Genomic DNA, 19,876 nt, shown 5'->3' on the forward strand with positions numbered 1-19,876 from the left:
ACAGACCCGCGCCCGAGCCCGTACTCCCGTTGCAGATCGCGATCTTGCTGGTCGGGGTCGGCCCGGAAACGGGCGCGGCCACCGGTGATCATCGGTGTGTGAAGACTGAGGATCAGACGGTGGCCACAGGTCACAGCCTGGGTCCTGCCCGCTGGCAGGAGATGTTCGCGCTCTTGCTGGGCCGCATCACGGGACGGTCCGTCCGAGTGGAACGCCGACGCCGGGCACGGGCGTTCGTGCTCGGGTTGTTGTCGGACCCGCCGCACGAAGACTGCAGGACGCCAGGGGCTGTCCCGTACGGCCTGCGGCACCTGCTGTCGCGAGCCAGATGGGTCCTGCCTCTGTCGGCCTCGCTCTCTGCGCTCGTGGCGCACTTGAACGTCGAGCTCAGAGCAGGTCGCGTTCCATGAAGTCGTCCGTCTCCTCCCCGTCGATGAAGCGGCAGGCTCCTGTTGTCAGGTCGACCGCGACCGGCAGGTTTCCGCCGAGTTGCATGTCCTCGCGACCATGGTCGAGGTAATCGACGTGGTCGTAAGGAGCGATGAACTGTCCTCCGTCGGTGAAGCAGTACTCGGGGATGATCCGGACACGGGAGGACGGGCCCCAGGACCTGCTTTCCTCAGCGAGGAACTCCGCGGCCCTGCGCTCGGCCTGTTCCCTGTCGAGCATGTCAGTTGGTCCTCATGAGGTAGTAGTTGCGGTATCTGCTGGCGGCCGGATTGGCCTTGGAGGCATCCTCGGCGCACGCACATCTCCGGCAGGCACGGTGGCATGGATTTCACGAGGTCGACGTAGCCACTTCCCTGCACGGTGCCACAGGCAGACGACAGGAATCGGCAGGATGGAGCGGCAGGCACGGGAGTTCGATGTGATCCGCCGGCGTAGAAACCGTGATGGTCGCCGGTCTCTTGCCTGCGCTGTCGTCACGTCAACTCCAGCTGGGCTCGGACGATCTACGCGATCCCTGAACTTGCAACCGCCCTGGGATGAGATGCTCCGACCCGCGCGGCGAGCACATTCGGCGGGGACCACGCCGGAGTACGGCCGGAACGAGATCCCGGCATGCCGAAGTCCGTAGAGCCGCTGGGCCGGCCCAGCGGAGAGTTCCGTGCGGGTCAGCACGTGCTCTCGCGCCTTCGCCCACGCAGGACCACGCGGTGGAGCCGAGCCCGGACCCGGTCCAGGCCCCACTGCGCGAACCGCCGGTGCACCGTCTGCCAGGCCGGGCCGGACACTGGCGGAAGCCGCCGCCAGTGTTCGGCACGGGGTGGCCAGAGCTTGCGGGGCCACCGGGCATGACGCTGTGGAGGGAAGGCACGCCTCGTACTGCGTCCGCGACTTGACGAGTGGGTCCACCAACAGCGACTGCTGCGAGCCCTGTTGCCTCACCCGGCGTCCACCGAACGCGTCATTGCCCCCGGCCAGGACGAGAAGGAGTCACTGCCCTTCGGGCACCAAGAACATGACCAGCGAACCGCGCACACCGGAACTCACTTCGCTCACTTCGTGCAGCAGGTCGTTGGTGCCGACGAGAATCGAGCCGCGGCGAAGGATGAACCGGCGGGATTGCTCGTTGTCCATGTGAGCCACAAACTCACCCCCAGTGTAGTCATCGCTGAGGCCGATCACGACGTTGGCGCAGTACTCCGGGTTCGATTCCGAGTCGGTGTGCCGTCCTATGTATTGGCCCTGCTGCATGTAGTTGGCCTGCGCCCGTCGCACGGACACTTTGTGGCCACACAGCTCGCCCCAGTAGGCCATTGCCTCACTCTTGGCAATGATCTCAAGGATCTTCTCGGCGATGTGCGGCGCTGCCACCTCATGAGGTACGGATCTGGACTCGGACACCGCGATGTCGAAGGAGTCGACGACTATGCGCCCGACCTCGACACTGTTGTTGTCGCCGATTCCCACATCACGCGGCAGCTTCTCGCAAAGCCCGACCAGCCGATCGATCTCCTCTGCGGAGTAGGGCCCGCCATCGGGTCCGTCGATCATCAGGACGGAATCCTGTATGAGCAGTTCGCGGTTGGTACTCATGATTCAGCCTCCCTATTGGCCTCTGGGTCAGCGAAGCACCAGCGTGCAGCACTTGACGCTGCCGCCGGCCTTGAGAAGTTCCGATACGTCCACTCCGATGGGGCTGAAACCCCGTTTCTCCAACTGCAGAATCAGCCCGGTGGCACTCTTGGGCAGAAGCACGTTCCGACCGTCCGAAAAGGCGTTGAGTCCGAACACCGCGGCGTCGTCGTCCGACGCGATGACGGCGTCCGGGAACATCTCCTTCAGAACTGCCTGGCTGCCGGTCGTGAACGCCGCCGGATAGTACATGACTTCAGTATCTGACAATACGGCCAGTGCGGTGTCCAAGTGGTAGTGCCTCGGGTTGACCAGGGTCAGCCCCGTGACCGGAAGCCCGAAGAACTCCTGAGCTTCGGCGTGTGACCTGGAGTCCGTACGGAAGCCCGTGCCGGCCAGGATCCGGCGGCCGACGGTCAGGTAGTCGCCTTCTCCCTCATTGATGAACTCCGGCCACAAGACATCCTCGTAACCGTTCCGCACGAACCAATCCAGATAGGCGGGCCCTTCGGCCGTGCGCTCGACATGCCGGAATCGGGCACCCAGGACCTTTCCGTCGACGACCGTGGCACCGTTCGCAGCGAAGACCATGTCCGGGAGGCCGGGGACAGGGTCCACTACCTCAACGGCGTGCCCGAGGTGCGTGTAGAGCCGGCGGAGCTCCTCCCACTGACGCACCGCCAGGCCGTTGTCGACCGGCTTCTCCGGTGCCATCCATGGGTTGATCGAGTAGACGACGTCGAAGTGCTGAGGACGGCACATCAGCAGTCGGTGTGGCTTGGCCGTACGGAACATTCACCGCTCCGTTCTAGAATTCGTGGTTCCGAAATGAGACAGCATCGAACGCCTTCGATTCGGCTCGATGTGAATCTGGTTGTCAGCGGCTCCGAGACTCGTCGGTCCACCCGATTCCGCGTCCGCTCGCGCGTCGCCCGCCGCCCGTGGTGCCGAACGCACTCCGGGGGTCCCACGCCGAGCGGAGATCCCGAGCACCACCGCTGTGGCCAACAGAGTGCAGACGCCCATGCCGAGCATGGCCGTCCGCAGTCCGCAGGCGTGTGCGACGACGCCGGCGAGAATCGGAGGGGCCAGGCTGCCGAAGGACTGCACTGCCCTCCAGAGCCCCATGGCGCGTCCGTGCATCTCCACGGGAGCGGCCTTGAGGAAGGCGATCCTGCTCGCGGGGTTGAACAGACCCGCGGCCATTCCCCAGAGGGAGATGGCGACGAATGCCATACCCACACTGCGCGAAGAGGCAAACAGGGATTCCCCGACACCGACGAGCACGACGGTCATGACGAAGAACCAACGGCGGACGGCGAGAGCCTTCCCCTTCGACATCACGTACGTCGCCGCCAGGAGCGCCACTCCGAAGGCTACTTGGAGAGCCGCGTACGTCTCGGCCGGCTCGGACAGCACCTCGTTGACGAAGAGAATCTCCAACGGGCCGATCCAGCCCAGGGATACCCATACGACGCCCGTCAACACCAGTGCCTCACGCAGCGACGGGTCTCTGAACAGGCTCCGGCGACGGCTGCCCGCACCAGTGCCCCTGTCCCTGCCGCGGGAGGGCACATCGACCCGCAGCACGCAGAAGACCGCGAATCCGATCAGATGGACGGCCGCGTTCGCCCACTGGGCGCTGTTGCTGCCCCAGTTCGCCAGCATGACAGCCGCCAGGCTGGGACCAGCAACGATGGGAACGCTGCTGGCGAAGCCCAGCAGAATGCTCGATCTCACTTCTTGGTTGCTCCCCAGCACCCTACTGGGCAACGCGTCGATGGCAACCTGAGTGACCGCCCTGGCAACTCCGCTGGTCAAGGCCGCCACGAGCAACCACGGCGCCGAGTCCGCGACGGCAAGGCCGACCGCCCCACCGATGCCGACGGCAGTGCTCACCGCCCCCACAACGGCGGGGCTGTACAGATCAGCCAGTCGCCCTACCCACGGCCCCAGGAGGATGGTGGGGGCGCCCCAGACCGTGGCCACCAGGGCGAGGTACAGCTCCGTCGCACCCAGTTCGTAGGTCGCTCGTGCCTGGTTGGCAACCAGCGCCATCCACCAGGCGGTGCCCATGGTGAGCTGCAGGGCCATCACCAGACTCAGGGAAGCGGGCCTGACCTGTAGATATCGTCGCAATCGCTTCCCTGAGGTCGTTCCTTCACCACCCGCTTTCATGTGTGCTCGCACAGAATGCCTTTGAAGATCGCTGCCAGCGTTCTCACGTGGTCTGCGGACATCACGCTGTAGTGATCCGCGTCGACGTCGTGGACACGGACCGCCTTGGCGAACGCTCCGATACCGCGGTCGGCGGATTCCCGTACCTGCCGCGGGTAGGGGCTCTCCGCTTCGTCCGCCGTGGCCCTGACGAGGTCGACCACCAGTTCCGACCGGGCCGGCCGGTAGGCACGAAAGGCTTTCAAGGTCCCGGCCAGCACCCGCAGCATCCCGGTCTCCGTCTCACTGGGGAGTCCGTCCGGCACCAGCCCGTGCCGGCGCAGCGTGCCCACCGCTTCCTCGGGGGTATCCCCTGCGATGTCCTCCAGGCCGTCCCCGTACCAGGAGTCGATGAGGACCGTGGCCAGCGGAGCGCGTCCACGGCGGTCGAGCGCCGCGGCGAGTTCGTAGGCGACGTTGCCGCCGAAGGACCAGCCCATCAGCACCAGCCGCCGCGAGGCGGCCAGTCGCTCGACGACCGGAAGGTAGACGGCGATGAACTCCTCCACCGAGCCGGGAGTCCTGGCATCCGACTCCAGACCGGGCGCCTGCAGCCCGAGGAAGGAACAGCTGTCCGCCAGCGCGCGGCTGAGCGGAAGGTACGGCAGTGCGGAACCCGTAGCCGCGTGCACGCCGATGACCAGCGTCCCTTCCTTCCCGGGCGTCAGCGGAACGACGATGTCCTGCTCACTGGTCGTCGTCTCCCTGATCCATACAGCGAGTTCTCGCGGCGTGGGATGGGCGAAGATCGTCGCCACGGACGGTCTGATGCCCAGGCGCTCCTTGCAGACAGCCGTGAGCTTGAGCACCTGGAGGGAGTGCCCGCCCATGGCGAAGAAGCCGGTGTCGGGATCGGCCGTCGGGATCTCGAGGACACTCTCGAAGACGGCACATACACGAGCCTCCAGGGAACCGTCGGCCGGCTTCGGCCTGCTGCCCGTGTCCCCCGTCCGTCCCCCAGGACCCGCTGTCTGCTGCCTGTCCTCCCAGACAGCCGTCAGGGCGGCTTGGTCCGTCTTGCCGTTCGGAGTGGTGGGGATGGTCTCCACCTCCACCAGGGCGGAGGGGATGATGTTCCGCGGCAGCCAGTGCTCCAGATGTCTGCGCAGGGCACGCGGATCCGGTGCGGCACCCTCCACCGGCACATAGAAACCGATCAGTTTCTGTTCGGATCCGCTCCCCATCGCCAGCACGCGCGCGGCGGCGACCGCGGCCGACGCCAGCATCGACTGCTCGATCTCCGCGGGTTCCAGACGGATCCCTCTCAGCTTCAGCTGCCGGTCGCTCCGGCCGAGGTACTCCAGCTCGCCTCCCGGCAGTTGCCGGCAGATGTCCTGGGTGCGGTACATCCGGCCGCCCGGCACTCTGCTGTAGGGGTCCGGGAGAAACTTCTCCGCCGTGGCGGCGGGGCGGCCCTCGTAACCGTCGGCCAGCCCCAGTTCGCCGGCTATGTACAGCTCTCCAGGCATACCCACAGGGACCGGCCGCAGGCGGGCGTCGAGCACGTACAGGCGTACATAGGGCAACGGACGGCCGATGGGCACGGTCCCCGTGACCCCGGGCCGGGCGAGGTAGTAGCTCACCCCGCCGGCCTCGGTGGGCCCGTACAGATTGATCAGTTCGGCTTCGAGCTTCCGGTGGGTCAGGGCCACCAGCCCCGGCTTGAGCTCCTCACCGGCCGACAGCACATGCCTCAGTGAAGGGCAGCCGACGGCGTCGAGCTGCCCCAGGAAGCTCTCCAGCATCGAAGGGACGAAATTCACCACGTTCACTTCATGCCGCTGGACCAACCGCGCGAGATAGCTCGGGTCCAGGTGGCCGTCGGGCTCCGCCACCACGATCGTGGCCCCGTGGTGGAGGGGCCAGAAGAGCTCCCACACGGACACGTCGAAGCCGTAGGGCGTCTTGAGAAGGAGGCGATCACCCGGGCCCACCGGTATCAGGCCCTGGAGCCAGTCGAGAAAGGCCAACGACGCGTCAGTGGGATAGGCAACAGCCTTTGGCCGTCCCGTGGACCCCGAGGTGTGCAGCACGTAGGCCGTACGATCCGACGACAGCGCGTCGCCGGCAGCGTCCGGAAGGGCATCCGCCACCGCGTCCGGATCCGCCAGGCTCTCGGTGCGCACCACTCCCCACGGTCCGTCGGGCACCTTGTCAGCGGTCGCGCCATGGGCCGTGACGTGAGCGATCTCCAGAGTCGACAGCATGCCGTGGAGACGTTCCCGCGGGGCCGAGGGGTCCAGCGGGACGTAGGCCGCGCCGATCGCGCACACCGCGTGCAGGGCGGCAACCATGTCGAAAGAGCGCTGCATGAGCACGCCCACCCTGTCGCCGGGCCGCACACCGCGCCCGTACAGGCCGGCGGCGAACCGCTCGACTCTCTCCCCCAGTTGTGCGTAGGTGAGCGTCCCCTCGTCACCGAGGAGCGCCACGGCATCCGGTGTCCGTCGCGCCTGCTCTCCGAAGGGCTCGCTGAGGGTCCGGTACGGCACTGCCGGCCGGGGCGAGGCGGCGGGCGGGACGACCGTTCTCTCGTCACGGGGACCGGTCAGTGCGTGCTCCGCCAACTGGGCGTCCGGCCTGTCGGTGAGCGAGCGGAGCAACTCGGCGTAGGCGTGGACGAAGCCGTCCACGAACGCCGTGTCCGCCAAGTCGAGGAGCCACTCGGCCTGCCCCTCGATCACACGGTCCCGCTGCTCGAGCGAGAGTGTCAGGTCGAATTTGGCCGTGCCGGTGTCCAGATGTGTGGGAGCCACCGTCCTCCCCTGCCACCGCAGGTGTCCGCCTGGAGTGTTGTGCCAGGCCAGCATGGTGCGGAACAACGCGCTCTCCGATGTGGCCCCGCTGAGGCCGAGGAGTTCGACGATGCGGTCGAACGGCGTGTCCTGGTGGTCCTGCGCTTCCATGACCGTGACGTGCACCCGTTCCAGAACGTCTCGGAAGGTCCGGGCGCCGGCCATCCCGGTGCGCAGCGGGAGTGTATTGACGAAGAAGCCGACGACCTTGTCGAGGCGAGGGTCGGGGCGTCCCGCGAACGGTGCGCCGACCACGACATCGTCCACCCCGCCCACCCGCTGCAACAGCACCTTGAACGCGGACAGGAGGACCACGAAGGTGGTCGTTCCGGCCGACTTGGCGAGCAGTTCCATGGCGGAGACCGTGGGGGCCGGGATGACGAAGCTCATCAGCTTGCCGGTGGCGTGATCCGACGGCCGGCGCGGGGCATCGTTGAACGGAGTCGCCACGGCCGGGGCGCCGGACAGCTTCTTGGTCCAGTACGCCTCGTCCTTGGGGTCGGGCGACTGCCCGGGGGTCTCGGCCACCCAGTCGAGGAAACGGAAAGACGGGACCGGGCCGAGGCTGCCGCCGCTCAGCAGGGTGCCCAGTTCCTCGAGAAGGACGCCGACGGACCAGCCGTCCACGACGATGTGATGGAAGCACAACACGAGGTGCCAGCGGTCATCAGGAAGAAGGACGGCCGCGCACCGGAAGAGTGGTGCCTCGTCCAGCCGAAACGGACGCTCGGCGCAGTCCGCGGCTATCCGGCGTGCCGTCCCGTCGGGGTCCGTGTCCGCGGACGGGGTCCGCAGGTCGTGCCAGACGAGGGGAACGCCCCCGCCCGGCACGACCTCCTGCCGGGGTTCACCGTCCTGCTCGGTGAAGCGGCAGCGCAGCACACTGTGCCGGTCCTGCACGATCTGCAGGGCGTCCCGGAGGACGTCGGGGGACGGCGTCCCGTGCAGCTCCGCCATCAGGGCGATGTTGTAGGTGGCTGTGCCCGGCTTCAGCTGTTCGAGAAACCACAGCCGACGCTGGGCGACTGACAGAGGCCCCGTGGTGTGCGTTCCGGCTCCGGCTCGGGGTGTCGTCCGGCCCAGCCCCTGCGCGAGCAGTTCGGCCACCAACTGCTCGTGGCGGGAGGCGGACCCGGTGAGGTGCTCGCTCATGCGCCGTTCTCCTCCAGCAGTGCGGCGGCCTTCTTCTCCAGGGCGGCCATCACCGACCGTGCCTGCCCTTCCACCGTGGGGGCGTGCATGAAGTCCCGGACCGACAGCCGGATCCCGAACGACGCCTTGAGCGCCGCCAGCACTCGCGTGGTCTGAAGCGAGTTGCCGCCCAGGGCGTAGAAGCCGTCGCGACGGCCGACTCTCCCCATCCCCAGCACCTCCGACCACAGTGCGGCGAGATGAGCCTCCAGAGGCGTCTCCGGTTCCTCCCAGGACCTCTCCTGCTCGAAATCGGAGGGCCGCGGTTCGGGCAGCCGGTTTCGATCGATCTTTCCGCTCGCCGTGCGTGGCATTTCGCCGAGGTGGACGAACGCACTCGGAACCATGTACCAGGGCAGGCTGGACGCGGCGTGGCCGGCGAGCTCCGCGCGCCCGGCCTCCCGCCCGACGGTGTAGGCCACCAGGCAGAGGTCACCGCCCGGTCCGGGACGCGCGATCACCACGCAGGAGGTGAGGGCGGGGTGGTCCAGGAGAACGCTCTCGACCTCACCGGTCTCCACCCGGCAGCCCCGGATCTTCACCAGGTGGTCGCCACGGCCCAGATAGACGATCTCACCGGTGGCTCGGCGCCGGACCAGGTCCCCGGTGCGGTAGAGGCGTTCGCCCGGCCGTGCCGGGTACGGGTGGGGAACGAAGCCCTGTGCGGTGAGGCTCGGCCTGCCCACGTAGCCGCGGGCCAGGCCGTCCAGGCCGGCCACGCAGAGCTCGCCCGGCATATCGTGGGGAACCAGTTCCTGCGACTCGTCCATCACATAGAGCCGGTAGGCACCCACCTGCGTGCCGATGACCGACAGTTCGGGTACGGAGTCACCATCGCCTTCCCACACAGCGACCTCGGAGGTCTCGGTCTGGCCGTACTGATTGTGCACGGGCACGCCGAAGTGCTCCACAGCCCGCTCGATCAGGGCGGCCGAAGCCGCCTCTCCGCTGAGCGCGATCCACTGGAGGTGGGTGTACTCCTGCGGGGCAACTCCCTGGAGATAGACCTCCAGCATCGACGGCACGAAGTGCGCCAGCACGACGGGGTGCTCCTGGAGGAGGTCCGCGATGTGCTGGATGTCGGACTCGGCTTCGGCATCCGCCATGACGACGGTCGCGCCGGTCATGAGGGGGAGGAAGATCTCCCAGATCGCGACATCGAAGATGAGCGGCGTCTTGTAGAGCACCGCCTCCCCGCCGCCCAGCGCGTAGCGGCGCCGCAGCCATTCCAGACGGATTCCGGCGCACGAATGATCGATGGCCACGCCTTTGGGTTTACCGGTCGAACCCGACGTGTAGTACACGTAGGCCAGGCCGGTCGGATCAGTGGTGCGGACGGTCGGGATGGCGTCCGGAACCGGTTCCGATTCGGGGACGAGCAGGGGCGCCAGGCCGTCGACCAGGTCGAGGCACTGCTCGTCGGTCACGACGAGGGCGAGCGACGCGTCGTCGGCTATGCCGGCCAGACGTGCCCTCGGGAGGCGCGGGTCGAGCGGCACGAACGCCCCGCCGGCCTTCAGTATCGCCAGCAGCGAGACAATCTGCTCGACCGAGCGCTGCATGCAGACACCGACGACGGACTCCCGGCCGATGCCTCGTTCGGCCATGACGGCCGCCAGTGCGCCGGATCGCCGGTCCAGTTCGGCATAGGAGATGTTCGCTCCGCCCGCGACGATCGCGGTCGCGTCAGGGGTGCGGGCGGCCTGTTCCGCGACAAGGCCGTGCATGGTCCAGTCGATCCGGTAGGGCTCCACGCCCTGCGCGGTGTCCCGGAGGATTCCGGCCCTCGTCCCCTCCGAGAGCAGCGGAGCCTCCCCGACGGGAAGGGAACCGGAAACCGGCGCCCCGCGCAGCAATTCACCGAATGCCAGGCCGAATTCCCCGGCCCAATCGGCGTCGAAGGTGTCCGTCGCGTATTCGAGCTCGCAGCTGAACGTGTCCGACTCCCTGACGACGGACAGGGTGAGGTCGAACTTCGCGGTTCCGTTGTGGACTTGCACTGGCCGCGTCCTGCAGCCGGGCAGGGAGAGAGCAGTTGCCGACTCGGTGTTCTGCATGACGAAGACGGAGTCGAACAGGGGGTTCACATCCGCGCTCCGATGTGGTGCGACGGCGCCCACAACCTCGTCGAACGGCAGTTCCTGATGGCTCAGGGCCTCGCGCATGCGCTGCCCGACGCTCCGGACCACATCCGTGAGCGAGGTTTCCTTGTCGAACTCGGTGGGGACGGCCACAGTGTTGGCGAAGTAGCCGAGTATCGACTCGCTCTCCGGGGTCGTCCGGCAGGCCACCGGCACCCCCGTGCTCACCACGTCATTCAGCGAGTAGCGGTGCAGCAGCGTCTGGAAGGCCGCCATCAGAACGGAGAACGGCGTCGCCGAAGCCCGGGAGGAGACCTCCTCGACCGGTGCGGCGGGAACACCGAACCGGTGTACCGCGCCCCCACGCGGACCGTCGGACGCGTGGGGGCGACGCGGGTGGATGGAGAGGGGCGGGTACCCCTGTGCGAGCGCCCCTGTCCAGTAGTGACGGGATCGCCGGGCCTCGTCGCCGGACAGCCAGTCCTCCTGCCACTGGGTGTAGTCCCGATACTGGTGGGCTATGGCAGGCAAGGCCTCGTCGGCGCAAGCGGCGTTGAGATCGCCGAAGAAGATGTCGAGCGACCACGCGTCGATCACGGCGTGGTGGAAGACGAACAGGAGTCCATGACTGCCGTCGGCCAGCGCGTAGAGGTGGACCCGCAGCAGCGGCGCGCGGGAGAGGTCGACGGGCCTGCGGGCGTCCTGGTGCGCGGCGGCGATGAAATCGTCGACAGACTCCGCGGTCCCGCGCTCGACCACGATGGGTGACGGTTCGGATATCTCCTGGCGAAGGCCGTCGGCATCGACGACCAGCGCTGTGCGGAGGGCCTCGTGGCGTTCGACGACCCGGGAGACACCACGCTCCAGAGCCTCGGCATCCAGCGGGCCGTCGATGTGGAAGGCAACGGGCACGTGGTAGGGAGCGGTGCTCTCGTCTGCTTCGGCGAGGAACCAGAGTCGGCGCTGCGCCGCCGATGCCGGGGCCCGGTCGGCCGTTCTTCTCCTGGGGAACCCGGCCGCGGGTGATGCCTGCCGGAGCCGGTCGAGCAGGGACAGGGGTTCACTCATAACGGTATCCCGGGGGAATCGAGGTTCTCGAACCGATGCTCGAGGACTGTGGCGATGGAACGTACGGTGCCGGCCGTGAAGAACTCCTCCACGGTGAGGTCGAGCCCTGTCAGCCGGCGTAGCCGGCCGACGAGTTGAACCGCTTTCAGGGAGTTGCCGCCCGCGTCCAGGAATTCCTGATCGATCGACGCCGGTGACCGGCCCGTCACTCCCGCCCACACCTCGGCGACGGCGACGTGCAGTTCCGAGGCGCCGTCCATGGCCCCGTTCCCGGCCTCCGCATCGAGCGCGGGTACGGGCAGGGCGTCACGGTCCAGCTTGCCGTTGCGGTTCACGGGGAACTCGTCCAGTACCACGTAGTGCGAGGGCACAGCGGCCGCCACGAGGGTCTCGGCGAGAAGACGCCGTGCGTCACCGGGGCTGAAAGGAAAGTCCGTGAGCACGTAGGCGACCAGCTGTCCACCGGTCTCGTCGGGCACGACCTTGACGGCGGCCTCCCGGACGCCCGGCAGCTTCCGGAGAGCGGTTTCCACCTCCCCGGTCTCGATGCGGTTGCCGTGCAGCTTCAGCTGGCTGTCGGTCCGGCCCAGGTACAGCAACCCGGCCTCGGGGTCGTGCCTGACCCGGTCCCCCGTCCGGTACATGCGCTCACCGGGTGAGCCGAACGGGTCCGGCAGGAACTTCTCGGCCGTGAGGACAGGCTCCCCCAAGTAGCCATGCGCGAGGTTCCCGTCGCCACCGAGGAAGAGCTCACCGGCCTCACCGTCGGGAACCCGGCTGAGGTGCTCGTCGAGGACGTAGGTACGGAACCCCGGGACGGCTTCCCCGATGGGCGTCGAGGCATGGCCGTGGTTCTCCCGGTAGGTCCACCAGGTGCACTCGCCCGACTCCGTGGGCCCGTACTGGTTGTCCACCCGGATACCCAGCTTCTGGTGCACAGCCTCCGCCAGTTCGGGGGAGAGTGCCTCGCCACTGGCGAACAGATGACGGAGCGAGGAGGTGAACTCCGCCACGTCCTTCTGGTCGAGGAAGATGCGGAGAACCGACGGGACGAAATGGGCGACAGTGATCCGCTCGTCCCTGATCAGTGCGGCCACTCGCGCCGGATCCCGGTGATCTCCCGCGGAGGCGAAGACCAGGGTGGCACCCACGGACAGCGGCCAGAAGAACTCCCAGAACGATACGTCGAATCCGTAAGGTGTCTTCTGGAGCACCCGGTCGCCCGGCCGGAGGCCATAGGTCTCCTGGAGCCAGCGGAGCCGGTTCACCGCGCCCGCATGGGGGTAGACAACGCCCTTGGGTTTTCCGGTCGATCCGGAGGTGAAGAGCACATAGGCGGCAATCGCGGGAGAGACCGCGACTCCTGGCGCCTGCCGCCGAGGCGTGCGCTCACCTGCGGGCACCTCTGCCACGCCGAAGTCCGCCCATGTGCGCTCGGCTCCCGCACCGCCGGTAAGCACCACCCGGGCACCGGCTGTACGCAGCATTCCCCGTACCCGGGCGTCGGGAAGTTCTTGCTCGATCGGAAGGTACGCCGCACCCGCCTTGAGGATGCCCAGCATGCCGGCAATCAGGTCGAACGACCTTGGGCAGGCGACGGCCACGACGTCGCCCGGCAGCACCCCCTTCCCGACGAGTATCGCGGCCATGCTGTCGGAGGCCCTCCGTAGAGAGGCGTACGAGTGATCCATCCCCTCCGACCGCACAGCCACGGCTTCGGGTGACTGCGTCGCTCGATGGTCGAACAGCTCGTGCACACAGCCTGGTTCGGCATTGTTCATCGAGAATTCCCCCACAGCACCGGCCCTCACCGCGCGCTCCTCGGACGCATGTCCGTCCACAGCTCCTCGATACGATCCAGGCATTCGGCCCTCTCCGCCGGCTCGCCCACCACCGTCCAGCCGTCCGGAATTCGTCGACCGGCGCGCCAGATCGAGTACTGTTCTTCAACGTTGCGGACAACCACATATGCGCCAGGGTTTTCCATAATCCCTCGTCCAGGTTCCAGTCAGCTGCCACCGAGGAGCGCTTCACTGTTGGTGTATTCGAGCCACGAAGTCATGGTGCTCGCCGCCCACACCCTCACGGAGAACCGCCATGGCACGCTTCCGATCCTCTTCGTTCCGGTCCTGGGAGAGCTTGAACCGGCCGGTCAACGATTCGATGTCCAGCTCGAACCCCACGATTCCGCCGATGAGCTTCTCGATACGTGAGTCGTTCTTGTCCAAGCGGTATGCGCCCTCCGACCGATCGGCATTCTCACTGATGCCGGCAAGGCCCGAGACAACCTGGTCCTGGTTCTCCAGAACGCGCACGCGGCCCCGCACATGGACAGCTACGTAATTCCAGGTCGGCAGTTGGTCCGTCGTGTAGGTCCGGGGCGATATATAGGAATTCGGACCGTGGAACACCGCCAGCACCCGGCGGCCGTTAAGGTTCGGGACCTGGGGATTTCCGGCGTCGAGATGGCCGAACAGCACCCCCTGCTCTCCCCGTTCCCGGTCCAGGATCAGCGGAAGATGCGTCGCGAACACCTCACCGTCGTCATCCGAGGAGATCAACGTCGCGAGCGGGAAACGCTGTACGGTTTCCAGAAGCGCCACCGTGTCCGTCTCGACATGACGGTCCGGCGGGTATTCCATCTCATCCGCCGAGGGCACTTCCGAATTCTTCCGCACGTCTTCAGCTATCTCGGCCGACCGGAAGGGCAGGAGCGAGAGCAAGGTGTCGCCAATACCGTGCGACGACTCCGCGAGGCCCTGAAAATAGATGCCCGCCGTCAGTTCTGGTGCGCTGTCCGCCCGGTACGCACGACTGACCAGGAAATCACCTGACTCGTTCCTCCGCAGATGCGGGACGACGTCCCTGAACATCTCGGGATCGAGCTCGCGGTGATAGCCGGTGGCCAGCACGAGGCCGTCCAGGTTCAGGCTCCGGCTGCCCTCCGGGCCACCGACGGTCACATCGATTCCCGTCGAGCCGGCGTCCGCCGACAGCAGCCTGCTGGACCGGCAGAGCGTGAGCCGCGGCACATTCCCGCGGACCCGGTCCTCGTAGCCCATGCGATACAGGTCTTCGATGAGGTCAAGGTCCACGACGCCGTAATTGGTGCTGCGCGCCCCCGCCAGCCGAGCCGCGCGGTCGTGGGCGGTGAAGTGGTCGTCGACCTCGGCGGAGAAGAAGACCTCGTTGCTGTACGGGCTGTCGTCCGCAGGCCGGAAGGAGTATCCGGGGAGAATTGCGTGGATACGGCTCAAGGGGTACTTCGCGAGGATGTACTCAATGATCTCCGCGGCGGACTGACCGCCGCCGACCACTGCGAACGACAGATCCGCCGAGCGATCGGGGAAGCTCTCCGGGAAACGCTCAAGGAATTCCGCGGTATGAATGACACGCTCGTCACGCGGAGCCACACCCGCGAGCCGATTCGGAGTCCCACCCGGGGCGTACACGACGTTGCGTGTCTGATAGGTGACGTACTCCCCGGAATGTGCGAGTTTCGCACTGACCGTGAAGCTGCGCGCCATGCCGTCGATGCCGAAGTCCGGACTGACCGACGCCACGCGCGCCCCGAAGACAGTCTGGTGCTCGAAGTGCCCCGCCACCCAGCGAAGGTAGTCCTGGAATTCAATACGAGAGGGATGGAATTCCCGGAGATTCGCGAACTCCTCCAGGCGATCCTTGGCCTTGAGGTACGCGAGGAAGGAATAAGGGCTTTCCGGATTGCGCAGCGTCACTAAGTCCTTGAGGAAAGAAATCTGCATCCGGGCGCCATCCAGCAGCATTCCCGGGTGCCAGGCAAGTCTTTCCCTGGCCTCCAGGAAGAGTGCTCTGGGCGGATTCTCCGCCTCTGTCATGGCAGCGGCCAGCGCCACATTGGACGGGCCGAATCCGATCCCCAGCATATCGAGCATGGACCTTCTCCTCAATAATTCAGAAATTATTTTGGTCTGGACAGCTCAGTAAGAGTTGACGTGGCGAACAGAAGGCAACCCGAGGGCACAACGCGTCGCGGTGCTTCAGCTATTCATGTCAGACACGCGCACGGTTGCGCAATCTTTCGAATCCGGCCGGCGCCGGCACCCATGAATGAGGGCCCATCCACCCTTCGCCACAAGCGATCGAGTACCGCACGAAGACCTACGAAGACCCGAGGCCTACCAACTTGGCAAATACTGCCAAGACCCCGCCCTCTCATTTACCCCCCGGTACGCATGCACCGACAAGCATGCACGCCCACCCCCGCTCCGGAGCGCCCCAAAGTGCTGGGACCGGCTGCAAATTATCGTGCCAGTACGGACTCGCACGCAAGCCCACCCCATAACCACCATTTGATACAACGAAGTTGATCGCCTGTCAACCATGACCTTCCGAAGCCTTTAGCCGACTTCGATGAGATCGATGGGTGTTCCCTGGCCGGGGCGATCACCGTCCGCGTGTCCTATTGAGGACCAACTACTACCGCGGGGCCCATGACCAGTGCCGCTTCAGGCAACGTTTGGCTTGTTCACGACCTCGCGAAGACATTCGTCGGCGGCTTTTTTGTTCCGCCAGATGATGCAGCGACCGATCATGCTGCCCTGCTCCTTGCAGCCTGTCGGCAACGGCCGAATTTGAGGCCAGTTTGGGCGGTTGAATTGTGGGCCGTTTTGCGGTCTTGGTTGGTTGTCAGTCGTTGTCGGTGGGGGTGGGGACGCGGCCGAGTTTTCGTCCTCGCATGCGGTAGGACTCGCCTTTGAGGGAGTGGACCTCTGCGTGGTGGACGAGCCGGTCGATCATGGCGGCGGCCACGGTCTCGTCGCCGAAGACTTCTCCCCAGCGTCCGAAGGGCTTGTTGCTCGTGACGATCACACTCGCTCTCTCGTAGCGGTTGGCGATCAGCTGGAAGAAGAGGTTGGCCGCTTCGGCTTCGAAGGGGATGTATCCCACCTCGTCGATCACGATCAGCGGGTAGCGGCCGAGTTTGACCAGTTCTTCCTGGAGTTGCCCGGAGCGGCGGGCTGCGGCGAGGCGGTCCACCCATTGGGAAGCGGTGGCGAAGGCCACGCGGTGTCCGCTCTGGCAGGCCCGGACGGCGAGGCCGGTGGCGATGTGGGTCTTGCCGGTTCCGGGCGGGCCGAGGAAGACCACATTCTCTTTGCCCGTTATGAAGTCCAGTGTGCCCAGATGCGCGAGCTGTTGTCGCGTCAGACCGCGCAGATGGGCGACATCGAGTTCCTCGATGGTCTTGATCGCGGGGAAGTGGGCAGCCCGGGTGCGGCCCTCGCCGCCGTGGCTGTCGCGGGCGGACACCTCGCGTTGCAGGCAGGCGACCAGGTATTCGGTGTGGGTCCAGGACTCGGCGCGGGCGCGTTCGGCCAGACGTTCGGCGGCGTCCAGCAGGGTGGGTGCCTTCATCGCGCGGGCGAGAAATGCCAGGTCCGAGGCAGTCTGATGGCCGGTGGGCGCTGTTTTGTCCGCGGTTTTCGCCGGGCCTGGCCGGGAGCCGGCCGCTGGGGTGCGGGGCATCAGGTGTCCGCCTCCTCTTTCCCGCCGCCGCCCTCAATGAGGGTGAACATCCGGTCGTAGGTGTCCAGTTCGCGCTGTTCGACTTCGACGCCGAGGTTGTTCGGTGCCAGGGCGGCAGTATGGGCGGTGGCCGCTCGGGCGGCCTGCTGATGCCAGACCTCTCCGCGCAGGAGGCGGGCCGCCTCGGCGTGCTCGGGGTCGGTGAGCGTCTGGTGGCGGGCCCAGCAGCGCGGGTGCCGCGCCACCGTCTCCGTCCCGGCACCGGCGCTGGGGGTATCGGTGAGGGTGACCGTGATGTCCTCGTTGTCCGCACGGACCAGGACGCGGTGACCGATCGCCCGGGGGTGGACGGAATAGTCGCAGGTATCGACCCGGATGTAGTGGTCACGGCCGATGCGGGTCTGAAAGCGCCACCAGTGGGGCGGGGCGACCGGCGGGACCGGGAGCATCTGGGCCCGGTCGGACTCCCAGCGGTCCGTCGGCCGAGCGGCGATTGCACGATGGGTCCTGCGGTTGGCGATCTGCAGCCAGCCGGTGAGCTGGGTGTTGAAATCGTCGGGGCCACTGAACGTCCGCCCGGGCAGGAAACTCGTCTCCAGGTAACCATTCGCGCGTTCCACCAGGCCCTTGGCCTCCGGGTCACGGGGCCGGCACAAGTGGACCTTCACCGCGAGCAGCCCCGCGAACGCCGCGAACTCGGAAGTCAGCTTTCCTCTGCCGATGCCTGCCTCATTGTCCCAGACAAGCGTCCTGGGGACTGCTTGCCAGCCGTCGGCCAGCAGCCGCCAGTGACCGTCGATCAGGTCGCCGGTCTGCCGGGAGGGCAGCATCCGGGCGGTGATCATCCGTGAGTAGCCCGAGACGATGACCAGGACCGGCGGGCGTCCACTCTGGCCGTAGCCGAGGGGGATATCCACCGGCGGAAACCACAAGTCGCACTGCGCGAGCTCACCGGGCTGATAGACCGTCCGCGATACCGGATCCACCGGCAGATACACCGGCCGCAGCTCACGCACCCGGTCCCGCAGGATCGTCAGCCCGCGTTCCCAGCCGATTCGCTCCGCGATCACAGTCACGGGCATGGTCGGGGTCTGCCGCAGCAGCTCCCGGACCGCAGGTTCCACCGCGTCCACCGCAGACCCCTTCGCCGCCCGCCGGTACTGCGGGGGCCGGTCCGAAGCAAGAGCCCGTAGCACCGTGTTCCGTGAAATCCCCAGCTGTCGGGCAACAGCCCGCGCGGACAGTCCTTGAGCCCGGTGCAACCGGCGGATCTCAGCCCAGTCCTCCACAAGGATCACCCTCTCTTCCTCCCGCTCCAGAGACCCTGAAGCCAGAATGATCAAGAGATCGCAGAGTGGCTCACTTTTCATCCGCCGTCCGTGGTATCCATTTCACCCGTTGCCGACACAGCCGGTGTGGTCGATGACGTCATCGCAATGCGTACGTCCCGTCCTCGGATATCACCTCGCCTGTCGTCGATCACCCACTCGGCGACCAGGAATTCGCCCGGCTCCACCAGGCTCCGGCCGAGAACAGCCGGCCCTGCTCAGCCGGCTTCGGCCCGGTCCTGGCCGAGGCGCTCAGCCGTCGGCGACAGGTGCGCCCGGCAGGTCACGGAGGCCGCGCAGCGGCGCCACGAGGAGGAAACCGCCGGCGGCCACCAGCGCGGCCGTGACGACCCACATCGTGGGGCGGGCGCCGAAGAGGGAGGCGAGGGAACCGCCCAGGAGGGCGCCGAGCGGGATGGTGCTGTAGTTGAGGAACAGAGTGGTCGCGGTGACGCGCCCCAGCAGCTCGGGCGGACAGTACGCCTGCCGGAAGCTGACGATGATGACGTTGCAGGCCACGACCCCGGCGAGCATCACGGCCGTTCCGATCACGAAGAACGCCAGCCCCGGCCCGGGACCGGTGAGCGCGGCCAGCAGGCCGAAGGGCGAGGCGGCGAACTGGATGGCCAGGAGGGCGCGTGCCGTGCCCAGGCGCCTGGCGAGCCGGCCGGCCACGAGACCGCCGAGCACCCCGCCGAGACCGCCGCAGGAGACGAGCCAGCCGAGCGTGTCGGAGCCGACGCCGACGGTCCGCACGAGGAAGACGATCTGGACGGCCTGGAGGCCGGCCATCGCCAGGTTGACCGCCGCGCCGAACGCGGTGACGGCCCGGACCCACGGATTGCCGACGACGAAGCCCAGCCCATCGGCGATCTCGCGGCCCAGCCGCCGCCGGGGTGCCGGGACGGGGCGCGGTCCGTCGGAGCGGATGGCCATGAGACAGAGCGATGACACCACGAAGGAGACCGCGTCGAGGAGCAGGCCCGGCACACTGCCCAGGGTCCGGGCGATCAGCCCGCCGAGACCGGGGCCCGCCACCCTGGCGGTCTGATCCCCGGCCTGCAGCTGCGCGTTGCGCTCCATCAGGTCTTCCTTGGGGACCAGTTGGGGAAGATACGCCGAGTAGGCGGTGGAGAAGAAGACGGAGGCGGCACCGGAGATCAGGGCAGCCCCGAGCAGGTGCCCGATGGTCAGGGCTCCCAGCCACCAGGTGACCGGCACGCTCGCGAACACGGCCGCGGAGACGGCGTTGCACACGAGCATCACCCGGCGCGGCGCGAGACGGTCGACCCACGCACCGGCAGGCAGGCCGATGACCAGCCACGGCAGCCACGGCGCGGCGGTGAGCACACCCATCACGAACGGTGAGGCGTGCAGGGTGGTGACGGCCACGAGCGGCAGCAGGACGGACGTCACGCTGGTGCCCAACTTGCTGGTGGTCTCGCCGATCAGCAGCAACCGGAAGTTCCGGTGGGGCCGCCGGCCCTGGCCTTTCGCGGACTGCGCGGCAGAGGGCACGGCGGATTCCATCAGGGGCCTCCGGACTTCGACAACCGACTGATTTCTGACGCGCCACGGATCAGGTGCGGTGGCCGCTGGTTCGGGCTGG

At 67.1% G+C, this 19,876-nt stretch carries 12 protein-coding genes and 2 pseudogenes; 1 reads left to right on the top strand and 13 read right to left on the bottom strand.

Going from position 1 to position 19,876, the window contains the following annotated elements; all coding sequences use genetic code 11:
* Positions 1-137 precede the first annotated feature (137 nt).
* Positions 138-281: pseudogene (locus OHA98_RS21395) on the top strand (IS701 family transposase); the annotation flags it as partial.
* A 106-nt stretch (positions 282-387) separates the two neighbouring features.
* Here OHA98_RS21395 and OHA98_RS21400 read toward each other — a convergent pair.
* The 13 genes and pseudogenes from OHA98_RS21400 to OHA98_RS21455 all read right to left on the bottom strand — a co-directional run bounded on the left by OHA98_RS21400 (position 388) and on the right by OHA98_RS21455 (position 19,797).
* Complete coding sequence (locus OHA98_RS21400) at positions 388-669, bottom strand: hypothetical protein (RefSeq protein WP_266928282.1); 282 nt, start codon at positions 667-669, stop codon at positions 388-390.
* A 768-nt stretch (positions 670-1,437) separates the two neighbouring features.
* The gene (locus OHA98_RS21405; protein WP_266928284.1) at positions 1,438-2,040 is read right to left on the bottom strand and encodes a 2OG-Fe(II) oxygenase; all 603 of its coding nucleotides are present in this window, start codon (positions 2,038-2,040) and stop codon (positions 1,438-1,440) included.
* Positions 2,041-2,067: 27 nt separating this feature from the next.
* Entirely contained in the window at positions 2,068-2,874 is an 807-nt protein-coding gene (gene ddaH / locus OHA98_RS21410) for a dimethylargininase (RefSeq protein WP_266928286.1), read from the bottom strand.
* A complete protein-coding gene (locus tag OHA98_RS21415) occupies positions 2,875-4,173 on the bottom strand; it encodes an MFS transporter (RefSeq protein WP_266928287.1) in 1,299 nt (432 codons plus the stop codon).
* An 80-nt stretch (positions 4,174-4,253) separates the two neighbouring features.
* Entirely contained in the window at positions 4,254-8,243 is a 3,990-nt protein-coding gene (locus OHA98_RS21420) for an amino acid adenylation domain-containing protein (RefSeq protein ID WP_266928289.1), read from the bottom strand.
* On the bottom strand, positions 8,240-11,431 hold the full coding sequence (locus OHA98_RS21425; protein ID WP_266928290.1) for an amino acid adenylation domain-containing protein: 3,192 nt from the start codon (positions 11,429-11,431) through the stop codon (positions 8,240-8,242). The genes OHA98_RS21420 and OHA98_RS21425 overlap by 4 nt, the downstream gene beginning before the upstream one ends.
* Positions 11,428-13,296, bottom strand: coding sequence for a non-ribosomal peptide synthetase (locus tag OHA98_RS21430; RefSeq protein WP_323179617.1), 1,869 nt, complete (start codon positions 13,294-13,296; stop codon positions 11,428-11,430). The genes OHA98_RS21425 and OHA98_RS21430 overlap by 4 nt, the downstream gene beginning before the upstream one ends.
* Entirely contained in the window at positions 13,239-13,418 is a 180-nt protein-coding gene (locus OHA98_RS21435; protein ID WP_266928294.1) for an MbtH family NRPS accessory protein, read from the bottom strand. The genes OHA98_RS21430 and OHA98_RS21435 overlap by 58 nt, the downstream gene beginning before the upstream one ends.
* Positions 13,419-13,461: 43 nt before the next feature.
* Positions 13,462-15,345: a SidA/IucD/PvdA family monooxygenase gene (locus OHA98_RS21440; protein WP_266928296.1), complete on the bottom strand. Its 1,884-nt coding sequence runs from the start codon at positions 15,343-15,345 to the stop codon at positions 13,462-13,464.
* Positions 15,346-15,918: 573 nt separating this feature from the next.
* Positions 15,919-16,020: pseudogene (locus OHA98_RS42730) on the bottom strand (transposase); the annotation flags it as partial.
* Positions 16,021-16,099: 79 nt separating this feature from the next.
* Positions 16,100-16,939 carry an IS21-like element helper ATPase IstB gene (gene istB, locus OHA98_RS21445; protein WP_266922050.1) on the bottom strand — a complete coding sequence of 280 codons (840 nt, stop codon included), beginning with the start codon at positions 16,937-16,939 and terminating at the stop codon, positions 16,100-16,102.
* On the bottom strand, positions 16,939-18,237 hold the full coding sequence (gene istA, locus OHA98_RS21450) for an IS21 family transposase (RefSeq protein ID WP_266922051.1): 1,299 nt from the start codon (positions 18,235-18,237) through the stop codon (positions 16,939-16,941). The genes istB and istA overlap by 1 nt, the downstream gene beginning before the upstream one ends.
* A gap of 282 nt (positions 18,238-18,519) precedes the next feature.
* Entirely contained in the window at positions 18,520-19,797 is a 1,278-nt protein-coding gene (locus tag OHA98_RS21455) for an MFS transporter (protein WP_266928298.1), read from the bottom strand.
* Positions 19,798-19,876 lie beyond the last annotated feature (79 nt).

Source organism: Streptomyces sp. NBC_00654 (assembly GCF_026341775.1).
GTDB lineage: Bacteria > Actinomycetota > Actinomycetes > Streptomycetales > Streptomycetaceae > Streptomyces.

What these genes read in the sequence shown, in the direction of transcription:
- OHA98_RS21400 (WP_266928282.1), bottom strand. Translation starts at nt 669, where the DNA reads ATGCTCGACAGGGAACAGGCCGAGCGCAGGGCCGCGGAGTTCCTCGCT.
- OHA98_RS21405 (WP_266928284.1), bottom strand. Translation starts at nt 2,040, where the DNA reads ATGAGTACCAACCGCGAACTGCTCATACAGGATTCCGTCCTGATGATC.
- ddaH (WP_266928286.1), bottom strand. Translation starts at nt 2,874, where the DNA reads ATGTTCCGTACGGCCAAGCCACACCGACTGCTGATGTGCCGTCCTCAG.
- OHA98_RS21415 (WP_266928287.1), bottom strand. Translation starts at nt 4,173, where the DNA reads ATGGCCCTGCAGCTCACCATGGGCACCGCCTGGTGGATGGCGCTGGTT.
- OHA98_RS21420 (WP_266928289.1), bottom strand. Translation starts at nt 8,243, where the DNA reads ATGAGCGAGCACCTCACCGGGTCCGCCTCCCGCCACGAGCAGTTGGTG.
- OHA98_RS21425 (WP_266928290.1), bottom strand. Translation starts at nt 11,431, where the DNA reads ATGAGTGAACCCCTGTCCCTGCTCGACCGGCTCCGGCAGGCATCACCC.
- OHA98_RS21430 (WP_323179617.1), bottom strand. Translation starts at nt 13,296, where the DNA reads ATGCCTGGATCGTATCGAGGAGCTGTGGACGGACATGCGTCCGAGGAG.
- OHA98_RS21435 (WP_266928294.1), bottom strand. Translation starts at nt 13,418, where the DNA reads ATGGAAAACCCTGGCGCATATGTGGTTGTCCGCAACGTTGAAGAACAG.
- OHA98_RS21440 (WP_266928296.1), bottom strand. Translation starts at nt 15,345, where the DNA reads ATGCTCGATATGCTGGGGATCGGATTCGGCCCGTCCAATGTGGCGCTG.
- istB (WP_266922050.1), bottom strand. Translation starts at nt 16,939, where the DNA reads ATGCCCCGCACCCCAGCGGCCGGCTCCCGGCCAGGCCCGGCGAAAACC.
- OHA98_RS21455 (WP_266928298.1), bottom strand. Translation starts at nt 19,797, where the DNA reads ATGGAATCCGCCGTGCCCTCTGCCGCGCAGTCCGCGAAAGGCCAGGGC.